This window comes from Alteromonas sp. H02, from assembly GCF_059682525.1.
In genome coordinates this window covers 3,490,935-3,509,383 of record NZ_CM185021.1, presented here as the reverse complement: position 1 = coordinate 3,509,383, position 18,449 = coordinate 3,490,935, and the positions used below count along the sequence as shown (strand labels likewise).

General features: G+C 46.5%; 18 protein-coding genes and 1 pseudogene. 10 read left to right on the top strand and 9 right to left on the bottom strand.

The features are described from left to right. Window positions 1-78 precede the first annotated feature (78 nt). Entirely contained in the window at window positions 79-717 is a 639-nt protein-coding gene (locus tag AC566Q_RS16255) for an energy transducer TonB (RefSeq protein ID WP_499608160.1), read from the bottom strand. A 205-nt stretch (window positions 718-922) separates the two neighbouring features. Between AC566Q_RS16255 and AC566Q_RS16250 the strand changes: the two genes are divergently transcribed. Next, window positions 923-1,306, top strand: coding sequence for a hypothetical protein (locus tag AC566Q_RS16250; protein WP_499608158.1), 384 nt, complete (start codon window positions 923-925; stop codon window positions 1,304-1,306). A gap of 12 nt (window positions 1,307-1,318) precedes the next feature. Here AC566Q_RS16250 and AC566Q_RS16245 read toward each other — a convergent pair whose 3' ends face one another. Continuing rightward, window positions 1,319-2,014: a response regulator transcription factor gene (locus tag AC566Q_RS16245; protein ID WP_499608152.1), complete on the bottom strand. Its 696-nt coding sequence runs from the start codon at window positions 2,012-2,014 to the stop codon at window positions 1,319-1,321. After that, window positions 2,011-3,567, bottom strand: a complete 1,557-nt coding sequence (locus tag AC566Q_RS16240) for a sensor histidine kinase (protein WP_499608150.1) — start codon at window positions 3,565-3,567, stop codon at window positions 2,011-2,013. Before AC566Q_RS16240 ends, AC566Q_RS16245 begins: the two co-directional genes overlap by 4 nt. Window positions 3,568-3,767: 200 nt before the next feature. Between AC566Q_RS16240 and AC566Q_RS16235 the strand changes: the two genes are divergently transcribed. Further along, a complete protein-coding gene (locus tag AC566Q_RS16235; RefSeq protein WP_499608147.1) occupies window positions 3,768-5,519 on the top strand; it encodes a methyl-accepting chemotaxis protein in 1,752 nt (583 codons plus the stop codon). 45 nt (window positions 5,520-5,564) lie between these two features. On the opposite strand, the gene AC566Q_RS16230 is transcribed toward AC566Q_RS16235, so the two are convergent. Further along, a complete protein-coding gene (locus AC566Q_RS16230) occupies window positions 5,565-6,758 on the bottom strand; it encodes a diguanylate phosphodiesterase (protein ID WP_499608145.1) in 1,194 nt (397 codons plus the stop codon). A 104-nt stretch (window positions 6,759-6,862) separates the two neighbouring features. Between AC566Q_RS16230 and AC566Q_RS16225 the strand changes: the two genes are divergently transcribed. Both AC566Q_RS16225 and AC566Q_RS16220 read left to right on the top strand, forming a co-directional pair. Continuing rightward, window positions 6,863-7,819, top strand: a complete 957-nt coding sequence (locus AC566Q_RS16225) for an IS1595-like element ISAma5 family transposase (protein ID WP_499608136.1) — start codon at window positions 6,863-6,865, stop codon at window positions 7,817-7,819. 241 nt (window positions 7,820-8,060) lie between these two features. Then, window positions 8,061-8,696 (top strand): metal-independent carbonic anhydrase family protein, encoded by a 636-nt coding sequence (locus AC566Q_RS16220; RefSeq protein ID WP_499608141.1) that lies wholly within the window; start codon window positions 8,061-8,063, stop codon window positions 8,694-8,696. Between the two features lie 39 nt (window positions 8,697-8,735). Here the strand turns inward: AC566Q_RS16220 and AC566Q_RS16215 are convergent, their stop codons facing one another. From AC566Q_RS16215 to AC566Q_RS16205, 3 genes are all read right to left on the bottom strand, one after another. Continuing rightward, window positions 8,736-9,614 (bottom strand): 5'-methylthioadenosine/S-adenosylhomocysteine nucleosidase, encoded by an 879-nt coding sequence (locus tag AC566Q_RS16215; RefSeq protein WP_499608139.1) that lies wholly within the window; start codon window positions 9,612-9,614, stop codon window positions 8,736-8,738. Window positions 9,615-9,616: 2 nt separating this feature from the next. Beyond that, entirely contained in the window at window positions 9,617-10,573 is a 957-nt protein-coding gene (locus AC566Q_RS16210; RefSeq protein ID WP_499608136.1) for an IS1595-like element ISAma5 family transposase, read from the bottom strand. Between the two features lie 87 nt (window positions 10,574-10,660). Beyond that, a complete protein-coding gene (locus tag AC566Q_RS16205) occupies window positions 10,661-11,926 on the bottom strand; it encodes an NRAMP family divalent metal transporter (protein WP_499608133.1) in 1,266 nt (421 codons plus the stop codon). A gap of 265 nt (window positions 11,927-12,191) precedes the next feature. Here AC566Q_RS16205 and AC566Q_RS16200 point away from each other — a divergent pair, with 265 nt between their 5' ends. From AC566Q_RS16200 to AC566Q_RS16180, 5 genes and pseudogenes are all read left to right on the top strand, one after another. Continuing rightward, window positions 12,192-12,512 carry a hypothetical protein gene (locus AC566Q_RS16200; RefSeq protein ID WP_499608130.1) on the top strand — a complete coding sequence of 107 codons (321 nt, stop codon included), beginning with the start codon at window positions 12,192-12,194 and terminating at the stop codon, window positions 12,510-12,512. Window positions 12,513-13,065: 553 nt separating this feature from the next. Beyond that, window positions 13,066-14,133, top strand: coding sequence for a methyl-accepting chemotaxis protein (locus AC566Q_RS16195; protein ID WP_499608128.1), 1,068 nt, complete (start codon window positions 13,066-13,068; stop codon window positions 14,131-14,133). A gap of 234 nt (window positions 14,134-14,367) precedes the next feature. Next, entirely contained in the window at window positions 14,368-15,174 is an 807-nt protein-coding gene (locus AC566Q_RS16190) for an alpha/beta fold hydrolase (RefSeq protein WP_499608124.1), read from the top strand. After that, window positions 15,171-16,061 (top strand): GGDEF domain-containing protein, encoded by an 891-nt coding sequence (locus tag AC566Q_RS16185; RefSeq protein WP_499608119.1) that lies wholly within the window; start codon window positions 15,171-15,173, stop codon window positions 16,059-16,061. The genes AC566Q_RS16190 and AC566Q_RS16185 overlap by 4 nt, the downstream gene beginning before the upstream one ends. Window positions 16,062-16,070: 9 nt before the next feature. Further along, window positions 16,071-16,278 (top strand): annotated as a pseudogene (locus tag AC566Q_RS16180) (CreA family protein); the annotation flags it as partial. A gap of 83 nt (window positions 16,279-16,361) precedes the next feature. Here AC566Q_RS16180 and AC566Q_RS16175 read toward each other — a convergent pair. Both AC566Q_RS16175 and AC566Q_RS16170 read right to left on the bottom strand, forming a co-directional pair. Next, complete coding sequence (locus AC566Q_RS16175) at window positions 16,362-16,892, bottom strand: MipA/OmpV family protein (RefSeq protein ID WP_499608112.1); 531 nt, start codon at window positions 16,890-16,892, stop codon at window positions 16,362-16,364. 36 nt (window positions 16,893-16,928) lie between these two features. Next, window positions 16,929-17,120 (bottom strand): hypothetical protein, encoded by a 192-nt coding sequence (locus AC566Q_RS16170; protein WP_499608110.1) that lies wholly within the window; start codon window positions 17,118-17,120, stop codon window positions 16,929-16,931. Window positions 17,121-17,789: 669 nt separating this feature from the next. Between AC566Q_RS16170 and AC566Q_RS16165 the strand changes: the two genes are divergently transcribed. Next, window positions 17,790-18,332 (top strand): nucleotidyltransferase family protein, encoded by a 543-nt coding sequence (locus AC566Q_RS16165; RefSeq protein ID WP_499608107.1) that lies wholly within the window; start codon window positions 17,790-17,792, stop codon window positions 18,330-18,332. Window positions 18,333-18,449: the final 117 nt, after the last annotated feature.

Below are 18,449 nucleotides of genomic sequence, written 5' to 3'. Positions count from 1 at the left end.
TTCGTTGCAGCTTGTGGCAGTTTCCGATTTCAGGAAAGTGCGTAGAAATCCGAGTTTAGCAATCCCCACAGGCGGTCCTTACTGCTCCAACTTGAAGGTCAGTACTACTTGTAACCCGGTTTGCCCCACAGGTACACCTTTTTCTACCTGGGGCTGATAACGCCATTTTGCCAGTGCCCGTTTGGCTTCCCGGTTAAAGATACGCAGCGGCTCGGCATCCACTACGGTGATATTGGTTACCGTTCCCTGGGGTGTGAGGTCAAAGGTCAGTTGCACCCAACCTTCAATGCCCTGTCGGGCCGCTTCGGAAGGATAGCTGGGGTTCACCCTGACTATCGGCCGGGCAGACGTATCACTTTGTTGGCCAAAATGTGTGTTAATGGCTATCTGATTGCCGGGTATTATCGGATTTACATTAACGCTGAGCTCAGTGGGGCCGGGATCAGACTCAACCGGTTCTGGCAGCGAAGGGGGCTGCTCGAGGGGGTTTTCCATTGGTTTAACCGGTTGTCTGGTAATCGTCTCAGGCTCTTCTACATGCAGTAAAAAATCATCGATAACCACGGGATCTTCCACCTTTGGGGCTTCGCCGTGTTGCTCTATTAGTTTGGCCATCATCACAAACAAACCAAAAGTGACCAGTGCGGCCAGTAGCAGATGACTTAATGGCCGAACATAGTGACTGGTTGAAAAGATTGGATTTACAGTTAATTGCATAGTGTGTACTCCCTGGTTTTGGGTATAACGACCGGGAAGTACAAAAGGGGTGAATTAATTTACAAAAAATGACACTACAAAATCTTACAATTTAGAACTTGCCGGGGGCAGTGTCGTAAGTGATGCTGGGAGTCAAAGGCTCAGTTTACGGGCAGCGGGTAGCACAACAACGTGAAATCCACATTACGCCGCAGCAGGAGCGAGTATGAATGACGAGAACCAGCAGTCGGAAGATTATTTTGGTGCTTTTGGGAACAACGCAACGCAAGCATTAGCGATATTAATGCCGGTGGTTGATCTGGCGCTTAGCGCTCATGAAACAGGCGACTATCAGGCATTTCGAAACCTGATGACAGACTCGCTGGCGGCCAGAATAACGCCTGAGGGGTTTCAAAATGCCTACAAGGCCATTGCGCCACAACTTGGGCCGCTAATATCCAAGCGGTTGGTTGCAGCGGTGAACCAGGCAGGCAACCCAAGACTGCTGTTTGTGGCCCGATATACCAATACCAGCGATGATATTGTGATAAATATCACGTTTGCCAACAACGCTGAAGCGCCGCTCATCAATGATATGTGGATAGAGTAGAGGGTAAGCGGATTAGCTTAATGCCTTTAACCGGTATCCATTACCGCGAATTGTAGCGATTTCGATACCGGCAGCAGGTGGCAGCTTTTGTCTGAGTCTGCTGATATAAACATCTACTATGTTAGTCAGCGGATCAGTGTTGCTTTGCCAGACCCGGCTTAAAATACGCTCCCGGGTGAGCACTTTATTTTGCGACTCAATAAAATAGCTCAGCAGGTTAAACTCAATGTTGGTGAGCGTGAGCTCTTCAGCATTACCGTCCTGGATAATGCTGGCCAGCTTGGACTCCAGATCCAGTTGCAAGTTGGCAAAGCTCAGTTGGCGTGGCACTTTATCTGGAAGCGCCCGATGCCGTCTGCCCAGTGCATTAACCCGGGCCAGTAGCTCGTCGAAATCAAAGGGTTTACACAGGTAGTCATCGGCGCCTTTGTCTAGCCCGGTAACCTTTTCAACAATATCATCGAGTGCCGACAGCAGTAGCACCATTGGGCCATGGCTGAGCTGTTTCAGAGCGGGCAGTATCTCAACGCTATCGTCTTCGCCAAACATTCGATCGAGCACCAGCAAATCCGGCTGTTCCCGTTTCGCTAAATCAACCAGGTTATGCAGTGCTGTTTCTTTGATGCACTCAAATCCTTCAGCAGTGAGTCCGCGATAAAGGAAGTTCACCAGCGAGAGTTCATCGTCTGCAATCAGAATTTTCATCATTCAACATCCAGTGGCAGATAAATTTGAAAAAGAGTGCCTTCGCCCTGGGTGGAGTTAACCTGTATTTCCCCGCCATGAGCTTCAATAATGGCTTTGGCAATGGCCAGGCCAAGCCCCAGCCCCTCGGATTTGTGCTTGAAGCGCACAAAGCGCTCGAAAATGTGGTTAATATCCGCAGGGGATATCCCTTCTCCAAAATCTTTTATCTCGATGCAGGCACCGTTTTTTACCTGCTTCAATGCCACCTTAACAGGCGATTGTGGTGCGGAGTATTTACACGCGTTATCCAGCATAATGGTAACTACCTGTTTGAGGCGCTGCTGGTCAAATTGAAGCTGTAGCGTTTTGGCACTCTCGTCAATATCGAGGGAAAAAGTGCGCTCTTCGTGCAGGCGCTGCCACTGGCTAACCTGATTTTGCAGGAAATCGCTTACCGACTGGCGCGAAGTATCCAGTTTTAACTGGCTTAGTTCGGCTCTGGCCAGCAGTAGTAAGTCATCTACCAGTTCACTGAGGTTCACTGCCTGGAGCAAAATGGAGTCCAGTGTTTCCCGGTAAACGTCCTCCGAGGCAGAAGACTGACGCAGAGTAACCTGGGCCTCGCCCCTGATTATGGTTAAAGGCGTTCTGAGTTCATGGGAGACATCAGCCAGAAACTGACGCCGGCGTGAATCAACCCTGGTGAGTTGTTCGTTAACCTGTTTGATTTCCCGGGTGCGCTGCTCTACCTCAAACTCCAGTTGCTTGCGGGAATGTTCGGCTTTCATTTCGTGGTCGGCCAGGCGTGCAGCCAGCAGGTTTAGCGAGGTTACCAGTTGTGAGAACTCGGTATCCAGAGTTTCAGGCAAACGCTGATGGTAATCGCCCGCCGCAATGGCTTTTGTACCATTGTTAATAATAGTCAGCGGCTGATAAAGCTGATTAAACAGCCAGTAACAGGCGAGAATAATACAGGGCATGGCAAATAGCGCCACGCCCACGGCAAACCACACAATGGCAGTGTTAAGGGTTTCTATTTTGGCATTAATGGCCGAAACCACATTGCCCTGACGCACTACAGCGGCGTTAATTGCCTCACGGAATTCATTATCAATCTTCACCTCAAGCAAGGTTTGTAAGCGGTTCTGCTGATCCAGCGGTGTGTTGTTGTAAGTCGCTGTGATGGCCTTAAATTCGCTGATAATGGCGTCTATCAGTCCGGCTAGTTCGTCGGTATCTTCAATGCTGCCGGCGGTCATTTTACTGCCCAGCGCCTGCCTTTGTTGCAGTTCGAGACGGCGAATTTTGTCGAGCGATTGGGCAATAAGCGCCTGTTTGTTGCGAATGATGGCCTGGTTGGCACTTTCACCAAAAATAAGCTCGTCGGTAAGCTGTTTAAACATTCGATAGGAGATGCTGCTGAGTTTTTGATGTTCTGCCAGCAGGGTTTGGCCAGTATTACTCTGCTCCAGATTGATTTGTGTCAGGTAGGCAGAAACTGCCGTACAGCATAGAGCAATCATCATGGTCAGCCCTGAGGTGATCCCAAACAGATAAATTTTACGCTTATACATGAACTTACTTCGCAACGCTTTAACATCCAATACGTGAAAATCCGCAAAAGAGCACAATTTTGAACTAAGCTTTATGAACACAATGTAAATTTGTCACGTATTTCATACGGTTTCACTATGCGCGGCGGGCTACTTGCGGCATTGGAGTGTTTGGTAAACGCCATCCTGAAGTAGACAGATTATTATAGATGGAGTGCAGCATGTTCTGGCAGCAGAAGACAAAAACCAACCAGGCAATTCAGGCCCTTGAACAAAGTATTATTGCGGTAGTCAGTATCGACGAGAAAAACAACGTGACTTTTTTTAATCAGGCGGCTGAAAAAATCTGGGGCTATCGGAAAAATGAAGTGATGGGTAAGAATGTGGCCATGCTGCTGCCACATGAATTGCGGGCGAATCATGACAATAACGTTAACCATCATCGTCAGACCGGTCAGGCTAAAATTGTGGGTAGCTCAAGGGATGTGCAGTTACAACGCAAGGACGGTACTAAACTTTGGGTACAGCTGTCGTTGTCTAAAATAGTGCTTAACGGGCACATCCATTATACCGCCTTTGTGCGGGATATTTCTCAGGAGCGCGACTCAAGAGAAACCATGGCCCAAACTCTGGAGCAGGCACTGGATGCGGTAGTCTGTATCGATGAGCATAACTGCGTTACGTTATTTAATGCTGCGGCTGAAACCCTGTGGGGATACGACCGCGAAGAAGTACTCGGGCAAAACGTTAAAATGCTGGTGCCGCAAGCTATTCAGGCCAATCACGATAGTTATGTTAACGCTAATCGAGAAACCGGACAGGATAAAATTGTTGGTACCAGCCGGGAAATTAAAATCGAGCGTAAAGACGGTGAGGTACTTTGGGGCCAGTTATCGTTGTCGAAGGTGCGACTGGAAAACAAAACCCTGTATACCGCTTTTGTAAAAGATGTCACCCAGGAAGTGTTAATGCGGGAAGAGCGGGAAATGCTCTCAATGGTGGCTAATGAAACGGACAACTCGGTTATTATTACCAATCCGGCCGGGCTAATTGTATATGTGAATAAAGGCTTTGAAAGATTAACCGGTTATTCGCTTACCGAAATTAAACACAAAAAACCGGGTGATTTCCTGCAAGGACCAGAAACCTCGCCGGATACCATCGCCCGTATTCGCAAAAATCTGCACGACCGTACGCCGTTTTATGATGAAATCCTTAATTATACCAAGAGTGGCGAGCCTTACTGGGTGTCGTTGTCTATCACGCCAATCCTGAATGAAAAAGGTGAGGTGAAAAACTACATTTCGGTACAGGCTAACATTACTGAAGTTAAGCAAATGGCTCTCGATTTTACCCGTAAGCTTAATGCGATAAATAGCTCCCTGATTTTAATTGATATTGATGAAGGAGGCCAGCTTAAGACGCCCAGTGATTTGCTGGCCGCAAAACTCGGCTCAAATGCCACGCAGCAGGCTTTTGTGGATCATGTTTTACGTGAACTTACCGCAGAAAATAAGGCAGAATTACAGGACAGTGGCAACATTAAATTGCAGATCAACTTTGGTCAGGGCGATTTTCTGTTGTCTCTGGATGCCGGGATCTGTGCTCTGAAAAACTTTAAAAATGAAATCACCCAATATGTTTTATTTGGCATTGATATTACTGCCCGCCGGATAGCGGTAAATCAAACCCGGGAATCCATGAAAGGCGTGCTGAATGTCAGTCAGACCATCAGCAATATCATCGGCACCATCAACGGCATTTCAGAGCAAACTAATTTGTTGGCGCTTAATGCAGCCATTGAAGCGGCCCGGGCGGGTGAGGTAGGCCGCGGATTTGCGGTGGTGGCCGATGAAGTGAGAAGTCTGGCGTCGCACTCCAGGCAGGCCAGTGATGAGATTGATAAACTAGTAAAAGACACCGTAAGCCGAATAGACGATCTGGCGGTAATGCTGGGCAAAATCGACCAGTAAGTTAAGATGCCGTTGCACAGCATTGATAATGCTGTGCAACAGCTGTTATTGCTGGCCGGCAAGTTCCCTGGCATCAAAATAAATAGCGTTGGCACCGTTTAGCTGCGGGCGGGCAAACAGGAAGCCCTGAAATTTACGTACACCGGCGTTGTTTAACCACAGCCATTCGTCGAAGGTCTCCACCCCCTCTACAATTAAGTGGCTGCCGGTGGCATTGGCAAATTCAAATACCGAATGCAGTATCGCCTGGAGTGGTCCGCTTTCGTGAATGCCATGAGTGATAGCGCGATCCAGCTTGATTTTATCCGGCATCAGGTCGGCCAGTAACGAGAGGCCGGCATAACCGGCGCCAAAATCATCAAGCGACAGCCGGATCCCTACCGCACGAATATCTTCAATGACGGCAAAGAAAGCATCGCTTTCTTTGACCATTTCACTTTCGGTAATTTCCAGAATAAGCTGTTCAGGCTTCAAGCCGCCTTCTTTGAGATAGTCAAGCAATTGGCTTACTACCCGTTCGTTTTTCGTTATTGCCCCAGGCAATAAATTAACCGATAAAGACTGGCCAGGCTGTAACAGTTTGGCCCCCTGGGCAATGGCAATGGCTTTGGATTTTAAGTCAAACTCATACCTTTGCTGCTCAGGCAGATCGGCCAGAATTAATTCAGGGTAACGGCCTTCACTGTTACGCAGCAACGCTTCATAAGATGAAATGCCTCCAATCCGGGTATCTACGATGGGCTGAAAGGCAAACTGAATATCGCTGGAAGGGTAGGGGGTAAGGTCAATCTGGCTGGTGGCTATAGTACACTGAACCGTGGCGCGTTCGGCCGCCGAAACACAGCTACGCCAGCGTCCAGTAGCGAAGCTGTTTAGCAGTGAAAACACTCTGCTGTCGCGCCTTACCGTAAGATCTGAAGGGAGCCAGTAGCACTGGCTTTCGGGCTTAAGAATTAACGTTCGCAGGTTCCACTTGCCGAAGTCGCGTTTAGCACAGGCGCTGTCGAGCACTTTTACAATATTGGTGTGGCGGGGGTCGGTTTTTATATGCTCAAACAGCCTGTGGATCACATCTCCTTCACCTTCAAGTACCTGAAAGAAAAACTCGCCATCAAACAGCAACAACCCGGTAACATCGTTAGCCTGATTAAACGGTTTAGAATCAGCGACAATTTTATCGATATCCGGCTCCGACATTTTTTGGGTTGCACGACTTCGATACACCAGCTGTCTTAACATCCACGGCTCCCACTTAAAAGATTGCAGATTTGCACTTTAATTATGGCTATGTTCTGCTAAATTGTTGCTACTCTGTATATAGATACAGTTATTGAGGGTTGATTATGCTCCCAGCACAATTTAGAAAGCTTATAGCCGAGTTAGAACACTTAACAGATAGTCAAACCCGTTATGTTGAGAAGCTGCTGAAAGGCACTGATAGCGTCTCACAGTTGATAACAGAGCTTGAGGAGCGGATGGTTGAAAACCCTGAATGTCCGCACTGCCATAGCTCACTGATCAATCGGCACGGCAAGGTAAACAAGATGCAGCGTTATCGCTGCAAGAACTGCGGCAAAACCTTTGTAGCGACAACGGCGACACCGCTAGCTCGACTGAGGTACAAAGAGCTTTGGTTAGAATATATTCGCTGTATGCTGGACAGTAAGCCATTGCGTAAATGTGCCGAAGAATGTGGTCTCCACCTTGAAACATCGTTCAGGTGGCGGCATCGATTCCTAGCGCTACCATCAGCACTGAAGGCGAGCAAACTAGAAGGTATTATCGAGGCTGACGAAACACTTTTTCCCTACTCAGAGAAAGGCTCAAAACGGATGACTCGTCAGCCCCGCAAAAGAGGGATGAAAGCGAAAAAACGAGGGCGTTCAAAAGATGACTGGGTGCCCGTTTTAACGGTCAGAGACAGAGCCAAGAATACATATGAGGCCGTTGTGCCAAGTGTTACATCGGCAACTCTGCATCAGGAGCTAGCAGGAAAATTAGAGAAAGACAGTGTGTTATGTAGTGATGGATATAAGCCCTACATAGCTCTTTCTGAGAAAAATGATTTAATACACAAGCGCTTAGACGTGGCGGGAGGTGTTAAGGTGATAGATAAAGTCTTTCATATTCAAAATGTTAACGCCTATCACAGTCGTCTGAAAGCGTGGATAAAACGGTTTCACGGAGTAGCCACAAAATACCTAGAACATTACCTTGGTTGGTTCAGGTTTATGGATAACCCAGAAAACCTTAACGGAAACAGGCTCTTTTCGATTCAACAACAGTTAATCCGAACATAGCCTTAATTATAGACACCCTAAGGGATACGAAAAGCAATAAACAACAGATTATTGATGCAGATTAATGGGCGCTGCGAGGGCTACAGTCATTTCAGGCAGAGGCTGGCAGCCGGCTTTTAATGTTCTTTTAATCTTCCTTTCAAGCTTTATTCAGCCGTGATGAATAGTCTTAAACATGAGCACCAAGCAGTGATTATTCAGCACTGGTTAGTTATCTGATTTCGGAAAAGAGAGTATTGTTATGCAAAAAATGAACTTGAAAATGTTAGTGGTTCTTTCGTTCTCCTCGGCCGTGTTAACAGGTTGCGCTACCGCACAATCCCAGCAATTAAAAAGCAGTATGAATGAGCCTGCGGCAAACGCTGCCACAGCGCCGATGGTGGATAATCGTTTGCTCTATTCAGATGCGTGTATTTCAGAACGCGAAGTCGTAGAGGCCCAGAAACTCTGGGGCGACGGGATTGTAAGAATAGGATCGGTCTATTCATCTGACGGCGACTATACCACTGCCGCGGCAGACTTTATTCAGGATATGTACGGCTACGACCTGAGCAGCGTGTTATTTAAACCAACACTGGCTGCGAAAGTACAGTTTAGATCGAGCTTTGATGCGGCTTTATCGTATTTTGTGGGCGGTAACGAGGCTTACTCTGAAGATAAAGGGTTTGCCATTAAGCCCTACACCAAAGTGAAGTTTGATAATGTCGGCATTATTAATAACAGCTGCAGCATGGCGGTGGCCATGGGGAATTATTACTTTACCGACACCAACGGGGGCGAGACCAAAGTGGAATACACCTTTGCTTACGTTAAAGACAAATCAGGTAAGCTAAGAATTGTGGCTCATCAGTCATCGTTGCCTTATTCCCCAATTTAAAATCTTTAATTACCCGTAACAAAAGGTAGCTCTCTGCAGCTACCTTTTGCTGTGTTTAATATACTGTTCGATTACCAGCTTAACAAAGGCCTGGCAATCGGTTGCAGTAGACGGATCGTAATGACCACCGTTGGTCAGATTATTGGAAAGGACCCGGATCCCCAAAAATGGAATGCCATAGCTGTGTGCAATCTGAGCTGCCGAGGCGGTTTCCATTTCTTCGGTACTGGTACCAAATTTGGTGTGCAGCCAGGTGATACGGTCTAGCTCGTTGTTCCAGAAATTACCACTGGCGATAGTGCCTTCTACTACTTTGCCGCGCTTATACTGACCTTTTACCGCATGGGCCGCTGCCAGTAACTCAGCATCGGCAACATAGTAACGGATCCGCTCTGCATCTTTGGCAGAGTCTCCCCCGCCGGCACTGCCTTCAGAAGCCAGGAGATCCATTGGTAACCACTCAAGTGGAGCAGAGCCCTCACCTTTATCACGAAAAGGGGTTTTAAAATTACTGGCATTCACGCTGCGTTTACCTAAGACAATGTCGCCAACCTGTAATTCGGGATCGTGCCCGCCGGATGTGCCCTGATTGATAATGGCCCGGGGGTGATAACGCTCAATGCCAATAGCCGTGGCAGCGGCGGTATTTTCCAGGCCTTTACCGGTCTGTGCAACCACTACCGGATAGCCTTGGTAATTACCAATATAAAACGTTGCCTGACCGGCCTTCTCGGTGCGTACATCGCTCAGTAACGACGCAAAATATTGCGCCTCTATGGGCATTGGTCCCTGGATCATCACCGGCGGTAAAGCCTGCTGTGAGGTGCTTATCTCTACGCTTCGAAACGCTTCTGCATTGGTTACAAAACTGTTTAACGAACAGGCCAGTAGCAAAAGACAGGTGTAGAGTTTTTTCATGGCTATGTTCGGATTAACTGTTGTTGAATCGAAAAGAGCCTGTTTCCGTTAAGGTTTTCTGGGTTATCCATAAACCTGAACCAACCAAGGTAATGTTCTAGGTATTTTGTGGCTACTCCGTGAAACCGTTTTATCCACGCTTTCAGACGACTGTGATAGGCGTTAACATTTTGAATATGAAAGACTTTATCTATCACCTTAACACCTCCCGCCACGTCTAAGCGCTTGTGTATTAAATCATTTTTCTCAGAAAGAGCTATGTAGGGCTTATATCCATCACTACATAACACACTGTCTTTCTCTAATTTTCCTGCTAGCTCCTGATGCAGAGTTGCCGATGTAACACTTGGCACAACGGCCTCATATGTATTCTTGGCTCTGTCTCTGACCGTTAAAACGGGCACCCAGTCATCTTTTGAACGCCCTCGTTTTTTCGCTTTCATCCCTCTTTTGCGGGGCTGACGAGTCATCCGTTTTGAGCCTTTCTCTGAGTAGGGAAAAAGTGTTTCGTCAGCCTCGATAATACCTTCTAGTTTGCTCGCCTTCAGTGCTGATGGTAGCGCCAAGAATCGATGCCGCCACCTGAACGATGTTTCAAGGTGGAGACCACATTCTTCGGCACATTTACGCAATGGCTTACTGTCCAGCATACAGCGAATATATTCTAACCACAGCTCTTTGTATCTTAGTCGAGCTAGCGGTGTCGCCGTTGTCGCTACAAAGGTTTTGCCGCAGTTCTTGCAGCGATAACGCTGCATCTTGTTTACCTTGCCGTGCCGATTGATCAGTGAGCTATGACAGTGCGGGCACTCAGGGTTTTCAACCATCCGCTCCTCAAGCTCTGTTATCAACTGTGAGACGCTATCAGTGCCTTTCAGCAGCTTCTCAACATAACGGGTTTGGCTATCTGTTAAGTGTTCTAACTCGGCTATAAGCTTTCTAAATTGTGCTGGGAGCATAATCAACCCTCAATAACTGTATCCATATACAGTATAGCAACAATTTAGCAGAACATAGCCTTTTTCATTATTGATACCTTGATGAGCTTAGAGGAACCATTTCCAGATAATAAAGACAATTAGAAAGCCAAACAAATAAACCAGTCCGGCCCGGCTTAACCATAGTACTACCGGGCCGCCTCTGAGTGATTCCGGAATATCGTGACGATTTACCAGCCGGTAGTTAAGCCAGGCAAATACCGGCGTGGTCATAAAGGCCAGGGTCATGGCAAAGCCCAGCATAGCCAGCAGCGCCGACTGGAAGAATAACACCATGGCAAAGCTCGCCGCTGCCACCAGTAATAGCCATACCGTAAACACACTATCAGACACATCCTGTTTGCCTTTGAGTAAGGTGTAGCATTCTGCCAGGGCCCGTGAGTAGCCGTCGTACACGGTAATCGCCGAGCCGAAAATACATAAAAAGGCAATTACGGCAATCAGGTAACGGGACCACTCACCAATGGTGGATGCATATAAATCTACCAGCTGGTGCGAAAAACCAATACCGCCGCTGGCCAGTTCCTGCCCGCTGCCATGTAATACCAGACTACCCAGCGCCAGGAACATCAAGGCCAGCAGTAATGTAACCAGGTAGCCGAGGTTAAAGTCGAATAAGGCTGATTGTGGTGTTACTCTAGCTTCGTGACACTGCTCTTTTAACCATAACGAGGTGATACCGGATATTTCAATCGGGGCGGGCATCCAGCCCATGGTCACTACCAGAAAACCAATAGCTGCCAGCGTCCAGGGCGAGGGTGATTCAAACTCGGCCGGCGCAACCGGGCCTTGCTGCCAGGCAATCACGGTGGCCGAAATGGTGGCGATAACCAGAGCTATCATGATCACCTTGGCCACCTGGTTGAGCGCATGGTAGTGGCCAGCCAGCAGGATAATCAAAGATACGATAAGTAATACAGCGGCCAGCCAGGGCAACGCCACGCTAAACGGAATAAAATAGCCCAGTAAGCTTGCTGAAAAAAGCAGTAAGGCAGCGGCATTCACAAAAGAAGAAATGCCGTTAAGCGCAAAACTCATGAGCAAATAGGGCTTGCCCATGGTCAGATAACCCTGTTGCAGGGTTTTATTGCTACTGATGGTGTAACTCACCCCAGCCCGGAAGAACGGGTATTTAAACAGGTTAACGGCCAGGATAAGCAATGCCAGTTGCCAGCCAAACTTAGCCCCGGCTTGAGTAGAGGCTACCAAGTGGCTGCCACCTATGGCGGCAGTGGCCATCAATACGCCCGGGCCGAGTAATTTTATTAATTTTGCAAAGGATAAAGAAGCTTGGCTGTCAGCGCCTGACTGCATGGAGGGCACTTTATGTTCCTGTTGATTAATGGGGTATAAAAAGATAACGCCAGTGTAAACTATTCTGCTTCGGTGTTTGAGAGGAATTTATCTACTTTATCAGTGTTTGTACCGTAAACTTGTGAAGGATTTTCTAAAGTTCGCCGTTATATTAGGATACGTGTTGCAGAAAGTGTTCTGCTAAGGAAGATAGTGAATGGAATTCAGGCAAAGTGATGCACTGTGATTTCTTAATCGCTTGTATGTGCACGCTTTGGTGTATGCGGTGCCACAACTTAGTGCTGTGGCGTTGATTGTGACGCTGAGCGATGACTCTCTGGCCAGTTTGTGGCAGTCGGCCGTGATGCTTTTAGGCTTTAACCTGGCTGTCGCACTGTGGTTACTGCTGTTCAACAGTGGCGCCGGACGCGTTGAACCATTTAGTGTTGTCATTAACCATAATCACCGGACAGTCACCGAGTTCGGCCGTAAACGCATTATTGAGAGACAACATTTTGGAGGTTGTAACATTAATTCAGGGTACCGCAAACAAATCCGGCTTTATAATCACAATGGCCGGGATATTCACTTTAGTGACTATGCGTGATCCTTTGCACAAAGAATACAGTTGTTTAAAGAGTTAGGTTGTGACAGCAACAGTCGTTAAAACAGAGCAGCATCGTGCACATACGTTCCCTGCTATCTCGCCGGCGACTTATTCTAAACTACTGCGCGGCATCTCAGCCCTCACTCTACTGGGATTTGTACTCAGGTATATATGACAGTTCTCAGCGTTAAGGCTCTCTCATCATTATCATGCCATAACTTCTTTGCTCTGTTAGCGGCTGCGCTGATGATCCTGTCTACTGCCTCAGTATTTGTTGCAACCTGTACCTACAGAGTTGTCAGCAGTGAGATATTCAGTCTGGTCTATACCTTGGACCTGTTTGTTTTACCGGCTTTTATGGTCTTTTTACCCCGGGCTCATCAAATAAAATGCCCCGCATTCCTGCCTTAGTAGCATGAAGGACTCGCTTTTACTTTGGGTTGGGCTGTTAACCGTGGCATTAGTGGGGAGCATGGTGTCGCTAAGTATACCTATAGAGATAATGGGTGTGCATGCGGGCGTCTTTGTCACTATTTTAGGAATGATCAGCTTTATGCCTTGGTATCAAAGCAGACAAAACCGCGTGTTTGCCGCCAAGCTAAGCAGCCAAGAGAATTATTTGCAGGAAACCTCGTCGCAGTTAAGTGAAACCCATTCTCAGGTTAATGATTACGTAGCCATATTAAAAGGCCAGATGGACGGCATAAGTGCGATAACTGAAGATGCCTCGATGGAGCTAATGAAAGCGTTATACGAAATTGAAAACAGTATTCAAGACAGTATAGATAACGTTGAATTAGGCCAGAAGAATGCCCTTAATTGTAAAGAAAAAAGTGCCGATGAGTTTGAATTGGCCGCTCAGCGCTTATCTAATATAAAAGAGATGATAAACACACAGCGAGAGCAACAAATAGAAGATACCGAGGCAATTCAAGGGGTAATGCGTGAGGTTGAAAATCTCAAGGAACTCACTGAACTGGTTAAAAATATTGCCTCACAAACCAACTTGTTAGCGCTTAATGCTGCAATTGAAGCTGCGCGCGCTGGCGAATACGGACGAGGGTTTGCCGTTGTAGCCGAACAGGTACGTATTTTATCTTCTCAGTCTTCAGAGGCGGCAGAAAAAATTGAAACGGGTATTAAATTAGCGCTCGATGCGGCGCACGTTCAAGGCGAAAAAATGCTCAGCTCGACTCGCGCGAACGATACCTGTGAATTATTAACCGGGTTTTCTGAATCGCTGGAAAATATAACGACACACTATCGCATATTAGAAGAGCTTAACCCTAAAATGCTGGCGTGCTTCTCGCAAAGCGCCTCGGAAGTTGCTTTCAAAGTAAGCGGTGCGATCGCGAAAATTCAATTTCAAGACATCATTCGCCAGCGCACCGAGCACGTAAAACTAGAGCAAGACGCTATTGTAAGCTTATTTGGGCAATTTTCGTCATACATTAATAACCGAGAGCACTTTGACGAGTCGTTTAACCTGAGCACCAAAGAAATGTTTGAAAAGTACGTGATGGAAGATCAACGAAAAATTCATTTCGATATTAACGAGTGTTCGCCTGATGAGAAAAACGAGTTTGAAGAAGCCCGTGAGCCTAAGATAGAACTTTTTTAAAACCATTGCGTAAACCTGCCGCTTGAGCAAGTCAATATCTCGTCTGGCTGAATACGTTGGAATGACCACAAAGCTAAAAAAGTTAGTTGCTTCACTGTATCGTAAGCTACACTCATTCGTAATTAGGGATTTATTCGAAGGGCTTACTAAAGTCTTAGCTTAGTGACATTGTGCTAAAGAATAGTGGCTAAGGTAAGCAAACCCGCTATTATTGGAAGTATCGGCAGGATAGGTATGTACTTAAAAATAGACATTAAGAAGCGCAATAATGTGCGTGTTATCGGCGAAGGTGAGAACACACTGGTTTTAGCTCATGGCTTTGGCTGCGATCAGCGCATGTGGGACTACCTTGTTCCCTATTTTGAAAAAGACTACAAAATCGTTCTGTTTGATTATGTTGGATGTGGGCAGTCTGACCTCAGTGCATTCAATAAAAAACGATATTCTCAGCTTAGCGGGTATGCGAGAGACGTTGAAGAAATCTGTGATGCGCTTGAACTAAGTAACGCAATTTTTATTGGGCACTCTGTGAGCAGCACCATTGGCATGCACCTGGCTATCGAACGTCCAGACTTAATTAATAAGCTCGTCATGGTTTGTCCTTCTCCATGCTTCTTAAACTTGCCGCCCGATTACATGGGAGGGTTTGAGAAAGCAGACTTAGAAGAGCTTATCAATTTAATGGACAAAAATTATCTTGGGTGGGCTAGTTATTTTGCTCCCTTGGTAATCGGAGAGGGGCATGATGAGTCGTTTAAACAGTCGTTAAAAAATAGTTTTTGTTCAACCGACCCCAGCTACGCCAAGCCTTTTGCAAAAGCCACTTTCTTTGCTGATGATAGGCATTTATTACCGAAGCTCACCGCACCAACCCTGATAATTCAAAGCCAAGACGATAGCCTTGTATCCATTGAGGTTGGACGCTACATGCATAAAGCGATAAAACACTCCGTGTTTAATGTAGTAGAGGCGAAAGGGCATTGCTTACACATGACAACACCGGAACAAGTGGCGTGTGCTATCGGGGAGTTTCTCGATTGAGTCAAGCCGATGTAGATCATTTTCCCTGCTTGTTGTTTGTGACTCATATTGAAAGTACTCAAGTGCTTTCAGGTAACAGCTTTGCAGAAAGTTTTTTAAACGTAAGTTTTAGCGAGCTGTCGTTAAAGCTTACGGATATTCTATCCAAAGCCTCACTCATTTTTTATGAAAGCTATATAAAGCCGATTCTTCTCAATTATGGAACTTGCAAGGAGGTGCAAATAACCATTGTTACTAAAGCGGGTTCAAGAGTCCCTGCCGTAGCCAATGTGAGTCTTGTTGCAGGTAAACTTTATTGGGCAATGTACCCTGCAGAAGAGCGAGATAAACTTTACCAAGAGCTGGTTTCTGCTCGAGAGAACTTAGAAGAAAAAACCGAGGAGCTTACTCGACTGACACGGTTAGATCCGCTTACATCTTTACTCAATCGCAGGGCATTAACTAGTGATCTAACCAAGATTGTTACATTCATGAAGCGCAAATATGTGCCTGTGTGCTTAGTGCTTATCGACATCGATTACTTTAAACCTATTAACGATAATTTTGGTCATGAATATGGCGATGAAGTACTGTCAAAATTGGCATCTTCGTTAACCAACGTAGTAAGAGAAAGTGACCTTGTTGCCCGTTGGGGAGGTGAGGAGTTTGTCGTTGCGCTTTATAACAGTGATCTTGACGGTGCCGAATATTATTGCAGTCGAATTCATGAGGCCGTTCAGAAGATTAGCTTGCCAAATAGTGAACATCTCACGGTAAGTATTGGTGTTTCGGCCATAGAGCCTGAAGACGTTAAAGATAAAGACGTTATTTCAAAAACAATCAATATAGCAGATAGCGCTCTGTATAAAGCGAAAAATAATGGCAGAAACCAGACTCAATTTGGCTGACAAATGATTATGGAATCTTTTCTTTGCTATTTTTCGGCTATTGTGGGCGCAGCAGGGTGCAGTGATAGTGAAGCAGGGGATGTTTCTCTTAGCTTTTGACCACCAAAGACATTAAGATGATGCGTTAGTTGACCCCATTGTTACCGGCGTAACTTGTTATATATCGAGGATTGAAGTCGGTTTAGACTTTTCCAGCCCATCAAACAGTGCAATTAGCGAGAGCGCATGATAAAACCGATTTTTTATCGTGCGCTATCACAACCAATGTCAGAGAGTTGTAGCTTGGTTTTAAATTGCTGTTTAAAATACACGCGAATAAACCAATGTAGCGCTTAGTGCGGTATCGTCATCGGTGAGTGGGCTGTCACTTATACTGCTATCAAAAAATGTGGCGCCTACGTCAACTCGTTTCATGCCGCCTAAAAACTTACCGGTTGATACAGCTACTCTTAACTCCGTGTTAGTTGCGCTACTTCCTTCGTACAAACCTCTAAATGCGGTAACTTCTTCAGGGCGCACGCCGTAGTAATAATCTACATAGTTACTGTCTTGAAAGCTAAGGCCAACAGAGGGTTCAATTATGAAGCCATTTATTCTGAACGTTTTACCTATTCTTGCAGTTGCCTGAAAGCCGTCGTACTTCCCTAGCATATCGGCGTTTGTTGATAGGGAGTATGTCCAGCTTTGCTTGCTGTAGTTTGCACTTATTCCAGCGGCAAAGCTGAAGTCTCTGTCTGCCATTCCTTCGAAAATGAAACTGTCAGATTCTTCATAGCCGGCAAAGACCGGAACTAATTGGGCATCTATTGTTATACCCTCGCGCTGGCACATTTGATAACTAACGAAAGGCCCATAAACCCGCAGTTTCTAGCCGGCGTAGCCGATAATAGGAATGGGCACAATACGGTTGTCAAAGCCTGCATAAACATCCTGAGATGCGCTAACACCAAAACCCCACATCCACCCTTGGGGCTGTTGTAGAGCTTGCGCACTTGCTGAGATAGAAGCGGTAAGTGCTGCTAGCGTGAAGCCTATATTGATGCCAGATTGTGTTTTCATGGTTTTGGTTTCCTTGTTTGCATAGCATGACATTACATTTAAATCATGACAATTGATCAGCAATTCCAACATTTTGTGTGTTACGAAGTATTGCAACATGTTTTCTATTTCAACTCACTTTCCTTCGGCTCTGTTTAAACGCAGACAAATGACGATTTGCGCGATAAAAGCAGCAAGGTTCTTTTTTGAATAAAAAGCCGATTAGTTGATGGCGAACCTGTGATAAAGTGAAAAAATATAAAGTAAATGTTTTGAGAGCGTGCGGGTGATACACCATTGTATAGTTGGCAAAGATTGAGGCAACCTACACCCACAGAGTTGGCAGCAGTGAGATATTCCGTCTGGTTTATACCCGGGAGCTTGCTCTTTTTTCCTGCTTTTATGGCATTTCTTGCGATAGCAATACAGTATAAAGGCAACCGCTTATTCATGCTAACTATATTGTTCAGTCTGTCACTATGCTGTTCCCGCCCGGTTTGAGGAGGCTTATTTATGGGGGGGGCTTTCTGCTGTTGGGCGCATCTCAGCGACCATTATTCGAATCAATGAGAACGGCTACCCTGGCTATAGTGGTTTATCTCGGATACCGGGAACAGTGGCGGAGCGTGCAAACGCAGTGGACGGCGTTAGGACTTGTTCTTTCTACCGGCCTGGCCTATGTGGTGACGTATGGGTGCCATTGAAGCATTGCTTAGCCGAGACCGGCAGCGCATGCAGCTATTACAGGCCGTGCAGGTACTGCAGTTGCCGGATTGCTTTATTGCCGCCGGGTTTGTGCGCAATATGGTTTGGGATGCATTGCACGACTATCCACCTACACCGCTCAATGATGTGGATGTTATCTATTTTGATGCGACCTGTAAGCCCGGAAATCATGACCGGGAAAGCTTTAAATTGACAGCTCAGCTTAAGGCCTGGCACCCAGCGGTTAACTGGCAGGTTAAAAATCAGGCCATGATGCATCACCGCAATCACGACCCGGCTTATCAAAACAGTACCGATGCCATGCGCTACTGGCCGGAAAAGGAAACCGCTGTGGGCGTACGTCTGAATGACCGCGAGCAACTGGTACTGGCTGCGCCTTTTGGGGTTGAGTCTTTGCTAAAGGGTAAACTCACTCACAATCCGCTGCGCAGTAAAACCGTATTTGAGCAACGCATCGCCAGCAAGCAATGGTTAGAGAAATGGCCGAAACTTCAGGTTATAAGTTAGGTGAACGTTTATCAGTCTATGACTGATAAATGACAAGCAAGGGCGTTATGGTTCCCGGGTACTGCCTGGCAAATTGTGAGCCGGATATTTAACTGCTACTGTAACAGGCATAAGCGT

What these genes read in the sequence shown, in the direction of transcription:
- AC566Q_RS16255 (WP_499608160.1), bottom strand. Translation starts at nt 717, where the DNA reads ATGCAATTAACTGTAAATCCAATCTTTTCAACCAGTCACTATGTTCGG.
- AC566Q_RS16250 (WP_499608158.1), top strand. Translation starts at nt 923, where the DNA reads ATGAATGACGAGAACCAGCAGTCGGAAGATTATTTTGGTGCTTTTGGG.
- AC566Q_RS16245 (WP_499608152.1), bottom strand. Translation starts at nt 2,014, where the DNA reads ATGATGAAAATTCTGATTGCAGACGATGAACTCTCGCTGGTGAACTTC.
- AC566Q_RS16240 (WP_499608150.1), bottom strand. Translation starts at nt 3,567, where the DNA reads ATGTATAAGCGTAAAATTTATCTGTTTGGGATCACCTCAGGGCTGACC.
- AC566Q_RS16235 (WP_499608147.1), top strand. Translation starts at nt 3,768, where the DNA reads ATGTTCTGGCAGCAGAAGACAAAAACCAACCAGGCAATTCAGGCCCTT.
- AC566Q_RS16230 (WP_499608145.1), bottom strand. Translation starts at nt 6,758, where the DNA reads ATGTTAAGACAGCTGGTGTATCGAAGTCGTGCAACCCAAAAAATGTCG.
- AC566Q_RS16225 (WP_499608136.1), top strand. Translation starts at nt 6,863, where the DNA reads ATGCTCCCAGCACAATTTAGAAAGCTTATAGCCGAGTTAGAACACTTA.
- AC566Q_RS16220 (WP_499608141.1), top strand. Translation starts at nt 8,061, where the DNA reads ATGCAAAAAATGAACTTGAAAATGTTAGTGGTTCTTTCGTTCTCCTCG.
- AC566Q_RS16215 (WP_499608139.1), bottom strand. Translation starts at nt 9,614, where the DNA reads ATGAAAAAACTCTACACCTGTCTTTTGCTACTGGCCTGTTCGTTAAAC.
- AC566Q_RS16210 (WP_499608136.1), bottom strand. Translation starts at nt 10,573, where the DNA reads ATGCTCCCAGCACAATTTAGAAAGCTTATAGCCGAGTTAGAACACTTA.
- AC566Q_RS16205 (WP_499608133.1), bottom strand. Translation starts at nt 11,926, where the DNA reads ATGCAGTCAGGCGCTGACAGCCAAGCTTCTTTATCCTTTGCAAAATTA.
- AC566Q_RS16195 (WP_499608128.1), top strand. Translation starts at nt 13,066, where the DNA reads ATGCCTTGGTATCAAAGCAGACAAAACCGCGTGTTTGCCGCCAAGCTA.
- AC566Q_RS16190 (WP_499608124.1), top strand. Translation starts at nt 14,368, where the DNA reads ATGTACTTAAAAATAGACATTAAGAAGCGCAATAATGTGCGTGTTATC.
- AC566Q_RS16175 (WP_499608112.1), bottom strand. Translation starts at nt 16,892, where the DNA reads ATGTGCCAGCGCGAGGGTATAACAATAGATGCCCAATTAGTTCCGGTC.
- AC566Q_RS16170 (WP_499608110.1), bottom strand. Translation starts at nt 17,120, where the DNA reads ATGAAAACACAATCTGGCATCAATATAGGCTTCACGCTAGCAGCACTT.
- AC566Q_RS16165 (WP_499608107.1), top strand. Translation starts at nt 17,790, where the DNA reads ATGGGTGCCATTGAAGCATTGCTTAGCCGAGACCGGCAGCGCATGCAG.